The sequence below is a fragment of the Catellatospora sp. IY07-71 genome (assembly GCF_018326265.1).
Lineage (GTDB): Bacteria > Actinomycetota > Actinomycetes > Mycobacteriales > Micromonosporaceae > Catellatospora.
In genome coordinates this window covers 8005686-8022751 of record NZ_AP023360.1, presented here as the reverse complement: position 1 = coordinate 8022751, position 17066 = coordinate 8005686, and the positions used below count along the sequence as shown (strand labels likewise).

Here is a 17066-nt window from a genome sequence, read left to right as displayed (position 1 = left end):
CTCGGCGCACCTCATAGCATCGACGGTGATCGCCTCCGGGCTTCGGCGGTCCTCATCCGGCGTGGTCAATCCGGCCGCCAAGGGCAGTGGTGTGTGTCGCGTCCACGCGTGTCTGCTCCCGGAACAGGATCCCCACAGTGTCCACACTCACCTCCAGAGCCGGGCGGTTCACGCTCGGCGCACTCATGCTGACCCTGTCCGCGCTCGCGGTCGTGGTCGCCTCCATCCCCACCCCGTCCCGCGCCGCCGACCCGGTGACCGTGCTGACCAGCGGTTTCGAGGACGGCACCGTGCAGGGCTGGGCCCGGCGCGGCACCGTCGAGACCGTCGCGGTGAGCACCGCCGCCGCGCACAGCGGCACGTCCAGCCTGCTCACCGCCGGCCGCACCGCGGCCTGGAACGGCCCCAGCAAGGACCTGCTGGCCACGGTCACCAAGGGCACCCGCTACACCTACTCGGTCTGGGCGCGGGCCGCGGCCGGCGCCGGGTCGGTGCAGGTGCGGATGAGCGTCGAGCGGCGCTGGCAGGGCACCGCCAGCTACGAGCAGGTGGTCAACAGCACCACCGTCAGCGAGAGCGGCTGGACGCAGCTGACCGGCGGCTACACGCTGGCCAACGACGCCGACTTCTTCGCCGTGTACGTCGAGACGGTCAGCGGGACGGCGTCGTTCCACATCGACGACTTCACGCTGTCGTACCAGCCGCCGGACCCGATCCAGACCGGCATCCCGTCGCTGAAGACGGTGTTCGCGAACGACTTCCCGATCGGCGCGGCGGTGGGCCGCCCGCAGCTGCTCGGCGAGCGCGGCCAGCTGCTGGCCAAGCACTTCAACTCGGTCACCGCGGGCAACGCGATGAAATGGGACACCATCCAGCCCGTCGAGGGCACGTTCAACTACACCGACGCCGACGCGATCGTGGCGTTCGCCCGGGCCAACGCCATGAAGGTGCGCGGGCACACGTTCGTGTGGCACAACCAGACCCCGGCCTGGGTGTTCAACGACGCCAACGGGCAGCCGATGACCGCGACCGCGGCCGACAAGACGCTGCTGCTGGCCCGCCTGGAGGCGCACATCCGCGCCCTGGGCGCCCGCTACGCGAGCGACATCTCGGCCTGGGACGTGGTCAACGAGGTCATCGACGAGAACCAGTCCGACGGCCTGCGCCGCAGCACCTGGTTCAACATCACCGGCCTGGACTACATCCGCACCGCGTTCCGGGTCGCCCGGGAGGTGGCGCCGAACGCGAAGCTGTTCATCAACGACTACAACACCAACGTCACGAACAAGCGGGACAAGCTCTACAACCTGGTCGCCCAGCTCAAGGCCGAGGGTGTGCCGATCGACGGCGTCGGCCACCAGCAGCACGGCAACATCAACTGGCCGACCGGGGCCGAGACCGACGCGATGATCGCCAAGTTCATCCCGCTCGGCGTCGAGCAGCAGATCACCGAGATGGACACCAGCATCTACACCAGCTCCTCGGAGAGCTTCACCACCCCGCCCGCGGACCGGCTGGCCGGCCAGGCCGCGCGCTACAAGGCCTGGTTCGACGTGTATCGCAAGTACAAGGCCGACATCACCTCGGTGACGCTGTGGGGCCTGGCCGACGACGAGACCTGGCTGGACAGCTACCCGGTGAGCCGCAAGGACTTCCCGCTGCTGTTCGACGTGCAGCTGCAGGCCAAGCCGGCGTACTGGGCGATCATCGGCAGCGCCTCGCCGACCGCGTCCGGCCCGGCGTCCCCGTCGGCCAGCCCCAGCGCGTCGGCCAGCCCGAGCGCGTCGCCCAGTGCGTCACCGAGTGCTTCGCCGAGCGCCAGCCCGAGCCCGGTGCCGAGCGGGTCCACCATCCCCTCGGGATGCCGGGTCAAGTACACGGTCACCAACCAGTGGAACTCCGGGTTCCAGGCTGACGTGGTGATCACGAACGCGAGCGCGGTGGCGGTCAACGGCTGGCAGCTGCGCTGGACGTTCGCCAACGGTCAGGTGATCAACCAGTCCTGGAGCAGCACGTACGCGCAGAGCGGCGCGAACGTCACGATCACCAACGCGGCCTGGAACGGCACCATCGGCGCCAACGGCGGCACCGCGTCCTTCGGCTTCCTGAGCAGCTGGAGCGGCACCAACGCCAAGCCGGCCACGTTCACCCTGAACGGCACGGTCTGCGCGACCGTCTGATGTTCTCGGCGGGCCACAACTTCTGGGTTGTAGCTACAACCCAGAAGTTGTGGCCCGCGGCCGGCAAATGCCGTGCCGGCGGCCGGGCGCCCGGCTAGGCTCGCGTCCCGTGACCGATGCCGACGCCCTCTTCGCCCCGCTGGCAGCCGACGCCGTCCCGGCGGTCTCCCGCCTGGCCGCCCGCTGCCTCGCCGCCGACGGCGGGCTCCCGCTGGCCGCCGGGGAGGGCTTCACCGCCCGGCGCTACGCCGCCGAGGGCGGGCTCGCCATCGGCGCGTACGACCCGGACGGCACGCTGGTCGCCGCCGCCGCGATCCGGCCCACCGGCGGCACCGTCACCGGCACCGCGCTGGTCGACCCGGCCGCCCGTGGGCGGGGCCTGGGCGTCGCCGCGCTGGACTGGTGCCTGGGCGGCGCGGACGTCATGGAGACCGAGTCGCTGACCGACGGCGCGGCCGCGCTGTTCGCCGACCGCGGCCTGACCATGTCGTTCGCCGAGGACGTGATGCGCCACGACCTCAAGGAGATCCCGGACGTGCCACTGCCGGCGGGGGTGCGCCTGGCCGGCTGGGCGCCGGACACGGTGAGCCGCTTCCACGCGGCGTACCGGGCGGCCTTCGCGGAGCGGCCGGGCTTCCCGGACTGGGACCAGGAGCAGTGGACCGGGTGGCTGGTCGACGACGACTTCCGCCCGCCGTGGTCGCTGCTCGCGGTCGACGCGTCCGGCGCCGATCTCGGCTTCGTGGTGTGCGGCGACGGCTGGCTGGTGCAGGTCGGCACGACGCCCGCCGCGCGCGGCCGGGGTGTCGGCGCGGCGCTGACCACGGCCGCGCTGCGGGCCGCGGCCGCCGACGGCGCGTCCGAGATGCTGCTCGACGTGAACGTCGACAACCCGGTCGCCGCGGACCTCTACCGGCGTCTCGGGTTCACCGTCCTGGGCAGACGGGCCCGCTTCACCCGCCCGGCCTCGGCACGCTGATCGGCGTGACGTCGCCGCGCGGATCCTGTCACGGGATCGAGGTTATCGCGGCGGTGACGCGGTTATAGGAGGGTGGAGGGGCCGTCTGGTTCCGCGACGAGCGGTCGATGGGGACCGCCCGCCTCCCCTTGCGGAACGGGCGCGACGCCCACGAACAGTGGGGCGGTTCGCGACAGTGCTCTCCGGGCTGCTTCGCTGCCGGTGTCCTCGCCTCTCGGCACCACCGAGGAGGTCCGATGCACGAAACCAGGCACCGTAGTGCCACGTCGCCGGATGAGGAGCAGGCGGCACGCTCGCTGCTGGCCGAGGAACGGCGGATCACGGTGGAGACGGGCTGGAGCACGTCCACCATGGTCGTCACGGCCATTCGCGAACGGCTGCTGATCAACATGATGGCGGCGACCCGATGACCGGTGCGCGGCCGGCCGCAGGGCCGGGACGCGACCGGGACCGCCGGCGCGGGCGCTGCACGGACCAGCGCCCGCGCCGACAAACCCGCGGCGGTCAGGCCCGGTTGCGGGCCGCGTCGATCCAGGCGAGCACGCCGTGGGCCCGGCTGCGGGCGGCCACGTCCCGCGCCTCGGCCAGCAACGCGGCGCCCTCGTCGTCGCGATCGTCCTCGTAGGCCAGTTGCGCCAGGGCGAGCAGCGCCGCCGCGAGACCGGGCTGGAAGTCCAGCTCGCGGCGCAGTCGCGCGGACTCCTCCAGCTTGGCCCGGCCCGCTTCGCGATCGCCCGCCTCGAGGTCGGCGAAGCCGAGGTGGCGCACGGCGTACGACATGGTCAGCTCGTCCCCGGTTGCCCGGGCCAGCCGGTATGCCCGCTCCAGCAGCGGCACCGCGACGGCCGCGTCGTCGCGCACGACCTGGTGGAAGCAGCCGAGCCAGAACAGCGCCTCGCCCTCGCCGCGCCCGTCGCCGAGCCGCTGGTACAGCTCGGCGGCGCGCTCGAACGAGGCCAGTTCCGCCGGGTCCTCCTGGCGCTGGTGCAGGTAGTCCGCGTGCAGCAGGCGGCCGCGGGCCAGCGCCAGATCCGCCTCCAGGCTGTCGAGGTCGCCGTGGGCCGCGGTGGTCGCCGTGGTGTCGCCGCCGAACACGGCGGTCTCGTAGCGCTCGCTCGCACGGGCGAGGCGTTCGTCGCCGTACATGCCGACCAACCTAACCGGACGGGCGAGCCGCCGCAGCCCGGTCGGACTACCGCCGGACGGCGTGCTCGGCGGCCCAGTCGCCGATCCGGGCCAGCAACTCGGCCGAGGCGGCGTTCTCGGCGTGGCCGAAACCGGGCTCCAGCCACAGCTCCTTCGGCTCGGCGGCGTTGTCGAAGATCTGGTGCGCATGCTCGACCGGGAAGTACGCGTCGGCGTCCCCGTGCACCACCAGCAGCGGGATGGGGGAGATGAGCCCGGCGACGGCGTACGGCGGCTCCGGGACCGGGTCCCAGCCGCCGCGCGCGATGCGGGTGCGCAGCGCGACCCGGCCGACCAGGCGGCCCAGCCGCCGCTCCAGCACCCAGTGCACCCGGCGCATCGGCGGGGTGCCGCGGTAGTACCAGCGGGCGGGGCCGCTGACCGCTACGGCGGCGTCCACGCCGCGGATCAGCGCGGCGTGCCGCACCACGACCGAGGCGCCCATGGAGAAACCGACCGTGACGATGCGGCGGTAGCCCAGCTCGCGGGCCCAGGCCACGGCCGCCTCGACGTCGTGGATCTCCAGGTCGCCGACCGTGGACAGGCCGCCGGAGCGGCCGTGCCCGCGGAAGTCGAAGCTGATGACGCCGCCGTGCCGGCCCAGGACGCCCGCGGCGCGGCGCACCGACTCGCGCCGCCAGGAGCCGGTGAAGCCGTGCGCGATCACGATCGCGAGCGCGCGGTCGCCCTCGTCGTGGTGGGCGTCGATGGGCACGCCGTCGGACGTGGTGAGCACGCGGTCGGTCATGAGCGGAAAGGGTCAGCCGGCGGCCGGGACGTCAAGGAAGTGCTCGACGACCGGCGGCTTGGCGAAGAACGGGCCGATGATGCCGCGCCACTGGTTGAAGCGGTCGGTGGCGCGGAAGTTCTTCTCGTGCGCCTCGATCGAGTCCCACTCGACCAGCAGCACGAACCGCGACGGCGACTCCACGCCGCGGGTCATCCGGACGGTGATGCAGCCTTCGGTGTCCGCGAGCCACGGGCGGGCCTGCGCGTACGCCGAGGCGAACGCGTCCTCCTGGCCGGGCTGGACGTCGATCAGGGCAACCTCGAGCACCATGGTGATGATCCTCGCACGCCCGAGGCGGGGTGGTGTGGGTGCCCTAGGGTGGCGCCCATGCTCGACTGGTTGCTCAGCACCGCGTTCACCGTCCGGGACACGCCGATGACCTGGGCCGAGGTGCTCGGCTTCCTGACCGGCGTGCTCAACGTCTGGCTGCTGGTCCGCCAGAACGTGGCGAACTGGGCGGTCGGCATCCTCAACGTGCTTCTGCTGCTGGTCGTGTTCTGGACCTACGGCCTGTACGCCGACGCCGGCCTGCAGCTGGTGTACGTGGCGCTGGGCCTGCTGGGCTGGTGGCAGTGGCTGCGCCGGGGCGCGGACGGCGCCCGGCTGGAGGTGTCGCGCACCACGCGTGCCGAGTGGACCGTGCTCGCCGTGGTGGGCCTGCTGGCGACGGCCGCGCTGTGGCTGCTGCTGGACCGGGCCACCGACTCCACGGTGCCGCTGCCCGACGCGCTGACCACGGTGCTGTCGCTGGTCGCGACGTACCTGCAGACCCGCAAGAAGCTGGAGAGCTGGTGGATCTGGATCGTCGCGGACCTGATCTACATCCCGCTGTACCTCTACAAGGGCCTGTGGCTGACCGGCGCGCTGTACGTGGTGTTCCTGGGCCTGTGCGTGGCGGGGCTGCTGTCCTGGCAGCGCGCGCTGCGGGGGCGCGTGGCCGAGCCGGTGCCGGCGTGACGTACCGGCACGGCATGGTGGTGGGCAAGTTCTACCCGCCGCACGCCGGGCACCATCACCTGATCCGGGCCGCCGCCGCGGCCTGCGCCGCGGTAACCGTGGTGGTGGCGCCGTCGAGCAGGGAGTCGATCCCGCTGGAGACGCGGCTGGCGTGGCTGCGCGAGGAGCACGCGGACACCCCGTGGGTGCGCTTCGCGGGGCGTCACGACGACACCCGGATCGACTACGCCGACCCGGCCGTGTGGGACGCGCACTGCGCCGTGTTCCGCGAGGCGGTGGGCCCCGACCCGGTGGACGCGGTGTTCAGCTCGGAGAAGTACGGCGACGAGCTGGCCCGGCGGTTCGGCGCGGTGCACGTGGAGGTGGACGCGCCGCGGCTGGCCTTCCCGGTGTCGGGCACGGCGGTACGCGCCGACCCGGTGGCGCACTGGGGGCAGCTGTCCGCGCCCGTGCGGGCCTGGTTCACCCGGCGGGTGGTGGTGCTCGGGGCCGAGTCGACCGGGACCACCACCATGGCGGCGGCGCTGGCCGGGCACTACGCCGCCCGGGGCGGGGTGTGGGCGGACACCCGATGGGTGCCCGAGTACGGCCGGGAGCTGACCGAGCGGAAGCTGGCCGCGCTGCGCGCCGCCGATCCGGGCGCCACCGTGTTCGACGTCACCTGGGACCGGGCCGACTTCACCGAGGTGGCCCGGGAGCAGTCGGCGGCGGAGGACGCCGCCGCGCGGGCCGGCTCGCCGCTGCTGGTCTGCGACACCGACGCGCTCGCCACTCAGGTTTGGGAGGAGCGCTACCTGGGCAGTTCGTCACCGGAGGTCCGGGCTGCCGCCCGGCGTCCCGACCTGTACCTGCTGACCTCGCCTGTCGGGGTGCCGTTCGACGACGACGGCCTTCGCGACGGCGAGCACCTGCGAGGGTGGATGACCGGCCGGTTCCGCGAGGTGCTGGCCGCGTCCCGGGTGCCGGTCGTGGAGTTGAACGGATCACACGGGGCCCGGCTGCGGATGGCGGTGGAGGCGTGCGACAGGCTGTTGAGCGCGGGCTGGGACCTCGCCGCACCACTCGGCTGACCTGCGTGGACGCCCCGGCTGACCCGGTCGCTCGGCCATGCGGGCGACCCTGGCTGGGCAGTGCGCGCGGCGTGGTAAACAATAGAGAGACGCGGGAGGGGAGTATCCCTCACGACGGTGTCGTCAGCACGGCTCCCCCCGGCCAGCACAGGCCTGGTGTGATCCCGGCACCGTCGGTCATCGGTGTTGCACCGGTGGCAGGAGAGACCTCCGGGGCAAGAATCATGCCGACCGGAGGTCTGTTTATATGAACGTGTCCACTTGGGAATGGGCCGCCACCCTCATCGGGTTGCTGGCGCTGCTGACCTTCGACTTGCTGATCATCGGGCGTCGGCCGCATGAGCCTTCGATGAAGGAGGCCACCGGTTGGGTGGTCTTCTACGTGGCGCTGGCCTGCGCGTTCGGCGCCTGGATCTTCTACAGCCACGGTACGCAGTACGGCCAGGAGTTCTTCGCCGGCTGGGTGACCGAGTACAGCCTTTCCGTGGACAACCTGTTCGTCTTCGTGATCATCATGAGCAGGTTCGCGGTGCCCCGCATCTACCAGCAGAAGGTGCTGCTCATCGGCATCGTGCTGGCGCTGGTCATGCGTGGTGCGTTCATCGCGGCGGGCGCCGCGCTGGTGTCGCGGTTCGTGTGGGTGTTCTACATCTTCGGCGTGTTCCTGATCTACACCGCGTGGACGCTGACCAAGCACGGTGAGAGCGACGAGTCGGACTTCAAGGAGAACGCGCTCATCCGCTGGAGCCGCCGGGTGCTGCCGATCAGCAAGGAGTACGACGGTGCGAAGATGACCACGGTGCAGGCCGGCAAGCGGATCTTCACGCCGATGCTCATCGTGATGATCGCGATCGGCACCACCGACCTGATCTTCGCGCTCGACTCCATCCCGGCCATCTTCGGCCTTACCAAGGAGCCGTTCCTGGTCTTCACCGCCAACGTGTTCGCCCTGATGGGCCTGCGCCAGCTCTACTTCCTGCTGGGCGGCCTGCTGGACCGGCTGGTGTACCTGTCGCTGGGCCTCGCCGCGGTGCTCGGCTTCATCGGCGTGAAGCTGATCATGGAGGCGCTGGCGGGCAACAACGTGCCGTTCATCAACGACGGCCAGCCGATCACCGCCGTGCCGCACATCAGCATCGGCGTCTCGCTCAGCGTGATCATCGGCATCCTGGCCGTGGCCACCGTGGCCAGCCTGATCAAGTCCTCCCGCGAGGCGAAGAACGACGCGGAGAAGACGCCGACGCCGGTCGGCTGACGGCTCAGCCGCCCACCCGGCCCGCACCCGCCAGCGCGGCGGTGCGGGCCGGCGGCATCTCCTCCAGCACCACCCGCCCGTTGACGCTGCACGCGTGCAGCACGAAGCGGGCGCCGTCCCGCGGGGCGGCCGCCACGAAGCCCACATGGTCGATGTGGCCGCTCGCGTCGGCGAAGAAGTACAGGTCGCCCGGCTGCTCGCTGCCGAGGGCGAGGTCCGGCACGGCGCTGCGCTGATCGCTCGCGTCCCGCGGCACGGTGACGCCCAGCTGGCGGAAGGCCAGGTGCACCAGCCCCGAGCAGTCGATGCCGTACGGCGTCAGGCCACCCCAGACGTACGTCACCCCGAGCAGGGAGCGGGCCGCCGCCAGCGCTGCCACCCGGTCCCGCTCGCCCAGCGGGCCGTCACCGCTCTCGGCGCGCACGCTGAGCTGGTCGAGCGGCAGCCAGCCGGGGTAGCCGCGCGGGTCGAGCTTCGCGGCGGGCTGCGCGGTGGCCACCACCCGGGCCCAGCCGCCGCGCACCTCCTCGACCAGCACCTGTTCGCCGTGCAGCAGCTGGGTCAGCACGCCGTGATACATCCGGCCCTCGTCGTCCAGCCCGGCGACCCACGAGCGCGGGTCGCTGTGCGGCCCCAACACCGCCGCGTCCACGCCCGGCCGGGGCGCGTCAGGGCGTGACCACAGGGTCGCCACCGGGGCGGTCACCGTCGCGATCTTCATGCCGGGTACCTCGCTTCAGTCGGCTGCGCTCCGTTGTGGGATCGACACGCCCAGTCCGGGGGCGTCGGGTAGTACCACGGTCGCACCCTCGTAGCGGCATCCGCCAGACACCGGCGGCTCGGCCAGCCACCAGGCCGCGTCGAGGTCACTGACGATGGTGGTCGGGTGTGCCGCGACCAGGCTCGCCGCGGCGCCGATGCCGACCGGCCCCTCCATCATGGAGCCGACGCAGGTGCCCAGCCCGTGCGCGGCGGCCAGCTCCAGCAGGGTGCGCGCGGTGCTGAGCCCGCCGCACTTGGCCAGCTTGACGTTGACCAGGTCGGCCGCCCGGCGGCGGATCACCTCGACCAGGTCGCGCAGGCCGAACACCGACTCGTCGGCCATGATCGGCAGCGCGCTGCGGGCGCTGACCCAGGCCAGCCCGTCCAGGTCGTGCCGGGCGACCGGCTGCTCGACCAGCTCGACCGGCAGCTCCAGCGCCGCGATGCGGTCGAGGATGCGCACCGCGTCGCGCGGCGTCCAGCCCTGGTTGGCGTCCAGGCGCAGGGTGACGCCGGGGTCGAGGGCCTCGCAGACGGCGCGGACGCGGTTCAGGTCGCCAGCGGCGTCCGTGCCGACCTTCAGCTTCAGCACCGTGAAGCCCTCGGCGACACGCTGCTTGGCGGTGACCGCCAGCGCGCCCGCCTCGCCCGCGGACAGGGTCACGTCGGTGGGCACGGTCAGGCTCGTGCCGCCGAGCAGTCGTACCAGGGGGATGTCCAGGCGGCGCGCGGCCAGGTCGTGCAGCGCCACGTCCACCGCCATCTTGGCGGCCTCGTTGCCGACCACCGCGCGGGCCACCTCGCGGCAGCTCGCGGCCAGGTCGTCCGGGTCGCGGCCGACCAGCAGCGGCGCCATCATCTCCGCGACGCACGCCTGCGAGCCCGCGATGCTCGCCCCGGTCACCGCCCACACCTGCGGCGCCTCGCCGAAGCCGGAGCGCCCGTCCGCGTCGACGATCTCCACCAGCAGCGTCTCGACGGCGGTGGCCCGGCGCAGCGCCGTCACGAACGGGGTGTGCAGCGGGGCGGAGACGCGGTGGGTGCGGACTGCGGTGATCGACACGCCACCGACCCTACGTCCGAAACCGGTACCGCAGAAGCCCCGTTCCGTGGTTCCGGTCAGCTCGCTCCGCGCTGCGCCCAACTCGCCGCGGCGATCCGGCCCAGCAGGGCGCAGGCCTCGCCGTCCGGGACGTCACCGGTGGTGCAGACCGCCAGCAGGTACGGCGGCGCGTCCGCCGGGTAGATCAGGGCGCTGCTGTGCCGCTCGCCGGTCACCCAGCCGTTCTTCAGCGCCACCCGGGTGCCCTCGGGCAGGCCCCGGTGCAGGTCGTCGCGGCACTCCTGGGCGGACAGGATGTCCACCATCGCGGCCGATCCCTCGGCCGAGGCGAGCCGGCCGCCGTGCAGCGCGCCGAACAGCGCGGCCAGGTCCGCGGCGGTGACCTCGTTGCTGATGCCGCCGTCGCGCGCCGGGTAGTCCTCGATGCCGCGGTCGGTGTGCGCGCGGGTCGCCCCGGCCAGCCGCCACACGTCGTTGACCTGCGCGAACGCCTGCTCGTTCGGGCCGAGCGCGCCGAGCACCAGATTGGTGGCCAGGTTGGAGGAACGCACGATCATCCGCGTGATCAGCCAGCGCAGCGGGGCCTTGCCGCCCACCCGGTCCCAGACCTGCGGATCGCTGTCGTACGCCGGGTCGTTGGCGTAGGCCGGTCCGCCGGGCGCGGCCGAGACGTGCTCGTTGTGCACGGAGATCTCGGCGTCCAGGTCCAGCCGGCCGGCCTCGGCGGCGCGCCAGGCGGCGGCCATCACGCCGACCTTCATCGTGCTGGCCGCGTAGTGCAGCGCGCTGGCCTCCCGGGCGTATCGCGCCGGCCCGTCGAGCGGGCCGCACCAGACGGATGCGGTGCCGGGGAAGGCGTCGAGTTCGGGAGCCAGGCTCTGCAGCGTGATCACGTCTGCAGGTTACTGAAAACGGGGCAGCGGCGCTCGCTGGGAGGCCGTAGAGTGCCGCGCCGTGACTGAGTTGATCCCTTCTCACCTGTCGGCCCCGGCGCCCGACCCCACGCACCGCTGTGAGCAGTGCGGATGCAGCCCGGCGCGGCAGATGACCTTCCGTGGGCACCGCGGCATGATCGTGGTGATGCAGTTCCTCAAGGAGCGCGGCGTGTGGTGCCGCACCTGCGGTCTGACCGTGTTCCGGACCATGACCAGCCGTACGATCGCGCAGGGCTGGTGGGGCTACGGCTCGTTCCTGATCACGCCGTTCGTGCTGCTGTACAACCTGGTGGGGCGCCTGAAGCTGCGCAAGCTGGGCGAGCCCGTGCCCGCGCTGGACGGCTCGTCGACCGCGCCCTGGCACCCGGGCCGCCCGGTGTTCCTGCGCGCGACGATGCTGGTCCCGATCCTGCTGGTGGCGTTCGTGACCACGGTGGCGATCCTGGCCGACCCGGCGAACAAGATCGGGCAGTGCGTCGTGTCGCAGGGCGCGGACGACGTGGAGTTCGTCGACTGCTCGCAGCGCAACGAGGGCGTGGTGCTCAGCGTCGTCGACGACAAGGACGAGTGCCCGGCCGAGGCCGTCGGCTACGTCGAGGAGTACACCGAGTACCGCTCGGGCGGCCGTACCGTCAACGAGGTCTACTGCATCGGCGCCTGACCGTCCCCTGATCGAGGCTCCCGCCGAACGGTACGGCGGGAGCCTCGATCAGGCAGGGGTCACTGAGCGCGGCGGGCGACCCAGCCGGTGGCCAGCAGGAACTGGGCCAGGACGTAGGTGAGCATCACCCAGATCGGGGGGCCGGGGATGGTGAACGCGTCGGCGACCCGCACCGCGATCAGCAGGTCCGAGATCAGGAACAGCGCGCCGCCGAGCGCGGTGCGCCAGCCGAACGACGCGGCCAGCGCCGCGGTCGAGGACAGCAGCGTGCCGTAGACGGCCATCGGCAGCGCCAGGCCCGCCTCCGACAGCGCGGGCCACAGCCAGGTCAGCGCCCCGACCAGGAAGACCGCGTAGCCGACCGGCACCAGCGGCATCGGCCACGCCCGCATCCGCGACAGCGCCCCGTGGCGCACGAACGTGGTCACGTAGCAGACGTGCGCCGTGCCGAACAGCGCCATGCCGGTGATGAACGCGGTGGTCCCCTCGAACTGCAGCGCCACGTCACCGGCCCAGGAGAACAGCAGCGCGGCCAGGATGCCGGCGTTCGGGACCAGGCCCCGCGAGCGGTGGTACAGGTAGAACCACAGCGCCAGCAGCGGCAGCAGCAGCGGCTTGGTCACCCAGTCCAGCGGCTTGCTCGCCACGCCGGCGGCGATGACGTTCAGGGCCGAGGCCACACCGAAAAGGCCCAGCACAAGCCGGTCCGCGCGCATAGTCGATCTCCAGGGGTGAGGGGTCCGCGCAGCATACCCACCGGTAGCCACGCCGCAACACCCCACCTACCCCTAGTTGATCATGAACTTATGGACGTCCTGGACGGCGTGTCCCCACCCCGCCACCGTGATCGACTCCGGCAATCCGGTTGATCACGGTGGCGGGGTAGGGACACGCCGGTGAACACGTCCATAAGTTCATGATCAACGCGGTACAGGCAGCGGCCCCCGGGCTGCGGGGCAGCGCGGGGGCCGGTGCGGCAGGGAGTTGTCAGGCGTGCTTGCGGCGGGCGGCCTGGCGGGCGCGCTGGGTCTGGTCCAGGACGACCTTGCGGATGCGGACGGCGGCCGGGGTGACCTCGACGCACTCGTCCTCGCGGCAGAACTCCAGCGCCTGCTCCAGGGACAGCTTGCGCGGCGGGATCAGCTTCTCGGTCTCGTCCGAGGTGGACGCCCGCATGTTGGTGAGCTTCTTCTCCTTGGTGATGTTGACGTCCATGTCGTCGGAGCGGGAGTTCTCCCCGACGATCATGCCCTCGTACACCTCGGTGCCGGGCTCGACGAACAGCGTGCCGCGCTCCTGCAGGTTGGTCATCGCGAACGCGGTGACCGGGCCGGTCCGGTCGGCGACCAGCGAGCCGTTGTTACGGGTGCGCAGCTCGCCGAACCACGGCTCGTACTTCTCGAACACGTGGTGCAGGATGCCGGTGCCCCGGGTGTCGGTGAGGAACTCGGTCCGGAAGCCGATCAGGCCGCGCGCCGGGACCAGCCACTCCATCCGGATCCAGCCGGTGCCGTGGTTGACCATCTGCTCCATGCGCCCCTTGCGGGTGGCCAGCAGCTGGGTGATCGCGCCGAGGTACTCCTCGGGGGCGTCGATGGTGAGGCGCTCGACCGGCTCGCACAGCTTGCCGTCGATGTCCTTGGTGACCACCTGCGGCTTGCCGACGGTCAGCTCGTACTGCTCGCGGCGCATCTGCTCGACCAGGATGGCCAGCGCCAGCTCGCCGCGGCCCTGCACCTCCCAGGCGTCGGGGCGCTCGGTGGGCAGGATGCGCAGCGACACGTTGCCGACCAGCTCCTTGTCGAGCCGGTCCTTGACCATGCGCGCGGTGACCTTGGCGCCCTTGACCCGGCCGACCAGCGGTGAGGTGTTGGTGCCGATGGTCATCGAGATGGCCGGCTCGTCGACGGTGATCAGCGGCAGCGGGATCGGGTTCTCCGCGTCGGCCAGCGTCTCGCCGATCATGATGTCGGCGATGCCGGCGACGGCGATGATGTCGCCGGGGCCCGCCTCCTCGGCCGGCTTGCGCTCCAGCGCCTCGGTCATCAGCAGCTCGGAGATGCGCACGGACTGCTGGGTGCCGTCGGTCTTGCACCAGGTGACGGTCTGGCCCTTGCGGATGGTGCCCTGGCGGACCCGGCACAGCGCGAGGCGGCCCAGGAACGGCGAGGCGTCGAGGTTGGTGACGTGGGCCTGCAGCGGCGCGCCCTCGATGAAGGTCGGCGCCGGGATGGTGTCGAGCAGGGTCTGGAACAGCGGCTGCAGCGAGTCGCTGTCGCCGGGGACCTTGCCGTCCTCGGGCTGGTTCAGCGAGGCGATGCCGTCGCGGGCGCACGCGTACACGATCGGGAAGTCGATCTGGGACTCGTCGGCGTCGAGGTCGAGGAAGAGCTCGTAGGTGTCGTCCACGACCTCCTTGATCCGCGCGTCGGGCCGGTCCACCTTGTTGATGACCAGGATGATCGGCATCTTGGCCTTGAGCGCCTTGCGCAGCACGAAGCGGGTCTGCGGCAGCGGGCCCTCGGAGGCGTCGACCAGCAGCACCACGCCGTCGACCATGGTCAGGCCGCGCTCGACCTCGCCGCCGAAGTCGGCGTGGCCGGGCGTGTCGATGATGTTGATGGTGACCTGGTCGCCGTTCTCGCCGACGTACTTGACGGCGGTGTTCTTGGCGAGGATCGTGATGCCCTTCTCCCGCTCCAGGTCGCCGGAGTCCATGACCCGGTCGGCGACCTCGGCGCGCGCGTGGAAGGCGCCGGCCTGCTTGAGCATGGCATCGACGAGCGTGGTCTTGCCGTGGTCGACGTGGGCGACGATCGCGACGTTACGGAGATCGGGGCGGGTCTGCATTCATCCATTGTCCGGCAGGCGTGATCAAAAAAAGCGGTCGGGGTCGGTCGGGTGGCGGGTGTCACCCGACGGTATGGGTGTCTTTCCCGCCTTGAATCCGTTATCAGTGGTATGTCGGCTAGCCCGCGTACGGTGCTGGGCACCGTCCTGATCATGCCTCTGCTGCTGCTCGCCGCGCTGCCCGCGGTGGCGGTCGCGACCGGGCGGCCCCGCACCGTCGTGCCGCCGGACCTCGCCCGCGCGACGGGGGTGGACCCGGTCACCGGCACCGCGGGGATCCGGGTCGACACCGACGGCGGCGTGGTGCACGTCCGCTCCGGCCCGGCGACCGACCGGCGCGTCTCGGCCGCGCTCGGCGACGACAGCCGGGTGGCCGTGCGCTGCAAGGTGTGGGGCGAGCGGGTGACCGGCACGAAACGCCGCACCGCGTACTGGATGCGGGTCGGGGCCGGCCGCTACCTGTCCGACGCCTTCCTGGACTGGCCCGCCGCGCGGCCCGAGGTGCCGTGGTGCGGCAACGCCCCCGTGGACGCGGTCACCGCCCGGGTGGCGGCGGGCGGGTCGGTGCTCAACCTGCGCCGCGAGCCCGGCACGGGGACCGGCCGCCTCGGCACCGTCGACGACGGCAGCGTGCTGGCCGTGCGCTGCCAGGCCGCCGGCCAGGCGGTGGGCGGTTCGGGCACCTGGCTGCGGGTGGCGGGCGGCCGCTACGTCGCCGAGGCGTACGTGCGCTGGGCGCCGCAGCGGCCCTGGCTGCCGTGGTGCGGGCAGGAGCCGTCGCGCACGCCGCCGGCCAGCTCGCGCGAGTTCCTGGCGCAGGCCGCGGGTCCGGCCCGCGCCGCCGCGCGCGCCCACGGGGTGCCCGCGTCCGTGCTGGTCGCCCAAGCGGTGTACGCCTCGGACTGGGGCCGGGCCGAGCCCGCCCGGCGCGACCACAACCTCTTCGGCACCCTCTGCGTCCCGGCCGCCCAGCCCGGCGCGCTGGGCTGCCGCGAGTACGGCGCCACCGCGCTGCGCGCCTACCGCGGACCCGCCGACTCCTTCGCCGACCAGGCCCGGATGCTGGCCGCCGAGCCGCGAAACGCCACGGCCCTCACCCACGCCGCCGACCCCGAGCGGTTCGTCCGCGATCTCCAGGCCGCCGGGTACGCCGGCGGCGCGCACTACGCCGACCGCCTCGTCGACCTGATCCGCCGCTACGACCTGCGCCGCCTCGACGCCGCGGGCTGACCGGTCCTGGCCGGAACGGCCTGGTGGAAGCGTGGATCGGGGGTAGCGTCGCGGAGGGAGGTCGGAATGTCTGGTGCCACGGTCATCCCCACCCTGCGCTACCGGGACGCCACCGCGGCGATCCGTTTCCTGCGGGACGCGTTCGGATTCCGGGAGCTGCTGGTCGTGCCCGGAGCGGAGGGTACGGTGGCGCACGCCGAGCTGACCAACGGCACCGGCATGGTCATGGTCAGCTCGACCACGGACGGCGGGGACGGGCGGATGCCGTTCGCGGGCGGCCCGGCCTGGCTCTACGTGATCGTGGACGATGTGCAGGCGCACCACGACCGGGCCATGGCCAACGGGGCGGAGATCGTCTACCCGCCGAAGAAGGAGGAGTACGGCGGCAGCAGCTACACCGCCGCCGACTCCGAGGGCAACCAGTGGACGTTCGGCTCCTACCGGCCCGAGGGCTGGTGACCTGGCCTATGCCTGTGCGGCGGCATCCTGCGGGGTGACGGTTTCGGCCGGGTGAACGTCCGAGACGGCGGCTTTCGTGTATTCCTCGTCAACGATGCGGACGAACTCGCGCGTCCGGCGCGTGCCGCGGAGGGCCTTGCGGTACGCCCCTGCGATGTTCCAGTAGCGGCGTCCCGGCGCCCCGGCGAACAGCGCCGCAGCCAGCTGCCGAAGCTCGTCGTCCGGCAGCTCGTCCACCTTGTACAACATCGACCAGAACGAGACGATCTGGTTGACGTAGACGTGCTGCCGGTGCTGTTCCTGTGTGTAGGCCGGCGGCACGACCTCGCCCCAGCATTCGAGTAACGCCGGATCGTCGAGCGCCATGGCGTACAGGTCCAGATGGAAGCCTCGCCGTGCTTGCTCGCGGTTCATTTTGTTGTCTCGTGACTGCATCACCAGCGACACGGCGACGCCACCGAGCGCGAGCGTGCTGACCAGGGTCGCGGCTGCACCGAGCGCCTGTGCGACATCGCTGAGCTTCTCCCAGTCGGCTCCGGGAATCGCGCCGAGGCGGGTAAGCGCGAGTGGTGACACGAGCAAGAGCGCGACGGCTGCCACCACGGTAAGGCAGACGATCATGATCCGCCCGTACGGCGAGGTGACCGCACCGCGCAGCCCAGAACGCATGTCTTCTCCCCCTGACGAATG

General features: G+C 72.0%; 18 protein-coding genes. 9 read left to right on the top strand and 9 right to left on the bottom strand.

Annotated features, from left to right (window positions below; genetic code table 11):
• Positions 1 to 137: 137 nt before the first annotated feature.
• The 3 genes from CS0771_RS35950 (at position 138) to CS0771_RS35940 (ending at position 3569) form a co-directional block, all read left to right on the top strand.
• Positions 138 to 2180, top strand: coding sequence for an endo-1,4-beta-xylanase (locus tag CS0771_RS35950; RefSeq protein ID WP_244871235.1), 2043 nt, complete (start codon positions 138 to 140; stop codon positions 2178 to 2180).
• A gap of 109 nt (positions 2181 to 2289) precedes the next feature.
• Positions 2290 to 3159 (top strand): GNAT family N-acetyltransferase, encoded by an 870-nt coding sequence (locus CS0771_RS39550; protein WP_212845130.1) that lies wholly within the window; start codon positions 2290 to 2292, stop codon positions 3157 to 3159.
• 236 nt (positions 3160 to 3395) lie between these two features.
• Positions 3396 to 3569, top strand: coding sequence for a hypothetical protein (locus CS0771_RS35940; RefSeq protein WP_212845129.1), 174 nt, complete (start codon positions 3396 to 3398; stop codon positions 3567 to 3569).
• Positions 3570 to 3663: 94 nt separating this feature from the next.
• Here CS0771_RS35940 and CS0771_RS35935 read toward each other — a convergent pair whose 3' ends face one another.
• Genes CS0771_RS35935 through CS0771_RS35925 form a run of 3 tightly spaced genes read right to left on the bottom strand, consistent with a single transcriptional unit; the run spans position 3664 to position 5404 of the window.
• On the bottom strand, positions 3664 to 4305 hold the full coding sequence (locus tag CS0771_RS35935) for a hypothetical protein (protein ID WP_212845128.1): 642 nt from the start codon (positions 4303 to 4305) through the stop codon (positions 3664 to 3666).
• Between the two features lie 46 nt (positions 4306 to 4351).
• Positions 4352 to 5092 carry an alpha/beta hydrolase gene (locus tag CS0771_RS35930; protein WP_212845127.1) on the bottom strand — a complete coding sequence of 247 codons (741 nt, stop codon included), beginning with the start codon at positions 5090 to 5092 and terminating at the stop codon, positions 4352 to 4354.
• Between the two features lie 12 nt (positions 5093 to 5104).
• On the bottom strand, positions 5105 to 5404 hold the full coding sequence (locus CS0771_RS35925; protein ID WP_212845126.1) for an antibiotic biosynthesis monooxygenase: 300 nt from the start codon (positions 5402 to 5404) through the stop codon (positions 5105 to 5107).
• Positions 5405 to 5461: 57 nt separating this feature from the next.
• On the opposite strand from CS0771_RS35925, the gene pnuC reads away from it, so the two are divergent.
• From pnuC to CS0771_RS35910, 3 genes are all read left to right on the top strand, one after another.
• Complete coding sequence (gene pnuC / locus CS0771_RS35920) at positions 5462 to 6091, top strand: nicotinamide riboside transporter PnuC (RefSeq protein WP_212845125.1); 630 nt, start codon at positions 5462 to 5464, stop codon at positions 6089 to 6091.
• Entirely contained in the window at positions 6088 to 7161 is a 1074-nt protein-coding gene (locus CS0771_RS35915) for an AAA family ATPase (RefSeq protein WP_244871234.1), read from the top strand. The genes pnuC and CS0771_RS35915 overlap by 4 nt, the downstream gene beginning before the upstream one ends.
• Before the next feature lie 247 nt (positions 7162 to 7408).
• A complete protein-coding gene (locus CS0771_RS35910) occupies positions 7409 to 8416 on the top strand; it encodes a TerC family protein (RefSeq protein ID WP_212845124.1) in 1008 nt (335 codons plus the stop codon).
• A 4-nt stretch (positions 8417 to 8420) separates the two neighbouring features.
• Here the strand turns inward: CS0771_RS35910 and CS0771_RS35905 are convergent, their stop codons facing one another.
• Genes CS0771_RS35905 through CS0771_RS35895 form a run of 3 tightly spaced genes read right to left on the bottom strand, consistent with a single transcriptional unit; the run spans position 8421 to position 11131 of the window.
• Complete coding sequence (locus CS0771_RS35905; protein WP_212845123.1) at positions 8421 to 9137, bottom strand: NlpC/P60 family protein; 717 nt, start codon at positions 9135 to 9137, stop codon at positions 8421 to 8423.
• A 15-nt stretch (positions 9138 to 9152) separates the two neighbouring features.
• Positions 9153 to 10241: a mandelate racemase/muconate lactonizing enzyme family protein gene (locus CS0771_RS35900; protein ID WP_212845122.1), complete on the bottom strand. Its 1089-nt coding sequence runs from the start codon at positions 10239 to 10241 to the stop codon at positions 9153 to 9155.
• 56 nt (positions 10242 to 10297) lie between these two features.
• On the bottom strand, positions 10298 to 11131 hold the full coding sequence (locus CS0771_RS35895; protein ID WP_212846235.1) for a serine hydrolase: 834 nt from the start codon (positions 11129 to 11131) through the stop codon (positions 10298 to 10300).
• 64 nt (positions 11132 to 11195) lie between these two features.
• Here CS0771_RS35895 and CS0771_RS35890 point away from each other — a divergent pair, with 64 nt between their 5' ends.
• Positions 11196 to 11837, top strand: a complete 642-nt coding sequence (locus tag CS0771_RS35890; protein ID WP_212845121.1) for a hypothetical protein — start codon at positions 11196 to 11198, stop codon at positions 11835 to 11837.
• A 59-nt stretch (positions 11838 to 11896) separates the two neighbouring features.
• Here the strand turns inward: CS0771_RS35890 and CS0771_RS35885 are convergent, their stop codons facing one another.
• Both CS0771_RS35885 and typA read right to left on the bottom strand, forming a co-directional pair.
• Entirely contained in the window at positions 11897 to 12553 is a 657-nt protein-coding gene (locus tag CS0771_RS35885) for a lysoplasmalogenase (protein WP_212845120.1), read from the bottom strand.
• 271 nt (positions 12554 to 12824) lie between these two features.
• Positions 12825 to 14687 (bottom strand): translational GTPase TypA, encoded by a 1863-nt coding sequence (gene typA / locus CS0771_RS35880; protein WP_212845119.1) that lies wholly within the window; start codon positions 14685 to 14687, stop codon positions 12825 to 12827.
• A 153-nt stretch (positions 14688 to 14840) separates the two neighbouring features.
• Between typA and gsmA the strand changes: the two genes are divergently transcribed.
• Both gsmA and CS0771_RS35870 read left to right on the top strand, forming a co-directional pair.
• The gene (gene gsmA, locus CS0771_RS35875) at positions 14841 to 15917 is read left to right on the top strand and encodes a sporangiospore maturation cell wall hydrolase GsmA (RefSeq protein ID WP_212845118.1); all 1077 of its coding nucleotides are present in this window, start codon (positions 14841 to 14843) and stop codon (positions 15915 to 15917) included.
• Positions 15918 to 15983: 66 nt separating this feature from the next.
• A complete protein-coding gene (locus tag CS0771_RS35870) occupies positions 15984 to 16376 on the top strand; it encodes a VOC family protein (RefSeq protein ID WP_212845117.1) in 393 nt (130 codons plus the stop codon).
• Between the two features lie 6 nt (positions 16377 to 16382).
• On the opposite strand, the gene CS0771_RS35865 is transcribed toward CS0771_RS35870, so the two are convergent.
• A complete protein-coding gene (locus tag CS0771_RS35865) occupies positions 16383 to 17045 on the bottom strand; it encodes a DUF6082 family protein (RefSeq protein ID WP_212845116.1) in 663 nt (220 codons plus the stop codon).
• Between the last annotated feature and the right edge of the window lie 21 nt (positions 17046 to 17066).

Coding starts and splice junctions, on each gene's coding strand:
- typA (WP_212845119.1), bottom strand. CDS start 14,687: ATGCAGACCCGCCCCGATCTCCGTAACGTCGCGATCGTCGCCCACGTC.
- gsmA (WP_212845118.1), top strand. CDS start 14,841: ATGCCTCTGCTGCTGCTCGCCGCGCTGCCCGCGGTGGCGGTCGCGACC.
- CS0771_RS35870 (WP_212845117.1), top strand. CDS start 15,984: ATGTCTGGTGCCACGGTCATCCCCACCCTGCGCTACCGGGACGCCACC.
- CS0771_RS35885 (WP_212845120.1), bottom strand. CDS start 12,553: ATGCGCGCGGACCGGCTTGTGCTGGGCCTTTTCGGTGTGGCCTCGGCC.
- CS0771_RS35905 (WP_212845123.1), bottom strand. CDS start 9,137: ATGAAGATCGCGACGGTGACCGCCCCGGTGGCGACCCTGTGGTCACGC.
- CS0771_RS35865 (WP_212845116.1), bottom strand. CDS start 17,045: ATGCGTTCTGGGCTGCGCGGTGCGGTCACCTCGCCGTACGGGCGGATC.
- CS0771_RS35910 (WP_212845124.1), top strand. CDS start 7,409: ATGAACGTGTCCACTTGGGAATGGGCCGCCACCCTCATCGGGTTGCTG.
- CS0771_RS35940 (WP_212845129.1), top strand. CDS start 3,396: ATGCACGAAACCAGGCACCGTAGTGCCACGTCGCCGGATGAGGAGCAG.
- CS0771_RS35925 (WP_212845126.1), bottom strand. CDS start 5,404: ATGGTGCTCGAGGTTGCCCTGATCGACGTCCAGCCCGGCCAGGAGGAC.
- CS0771_RS35930 (WP_212845127.1), bottom strand. CDS start 5,092: ATGACCGACCGCGTGCTCACCACGTCCGACGGCGTGCCCATCGACGCC.
- CS0771_RS35935 (WP_212845128.1), bottom strand. CDS start 4,305: ATGTACGGCGACGAACGCCTCGCCCGTGCGAGCGAGCGCTACGAGACC.
- pnuC (WP_212845125.1), top strand. CDS start 5,462: ATGCTCGACTGGTTGCTCAGCACCGCGTTCACCGTCCGGGACACGCCG.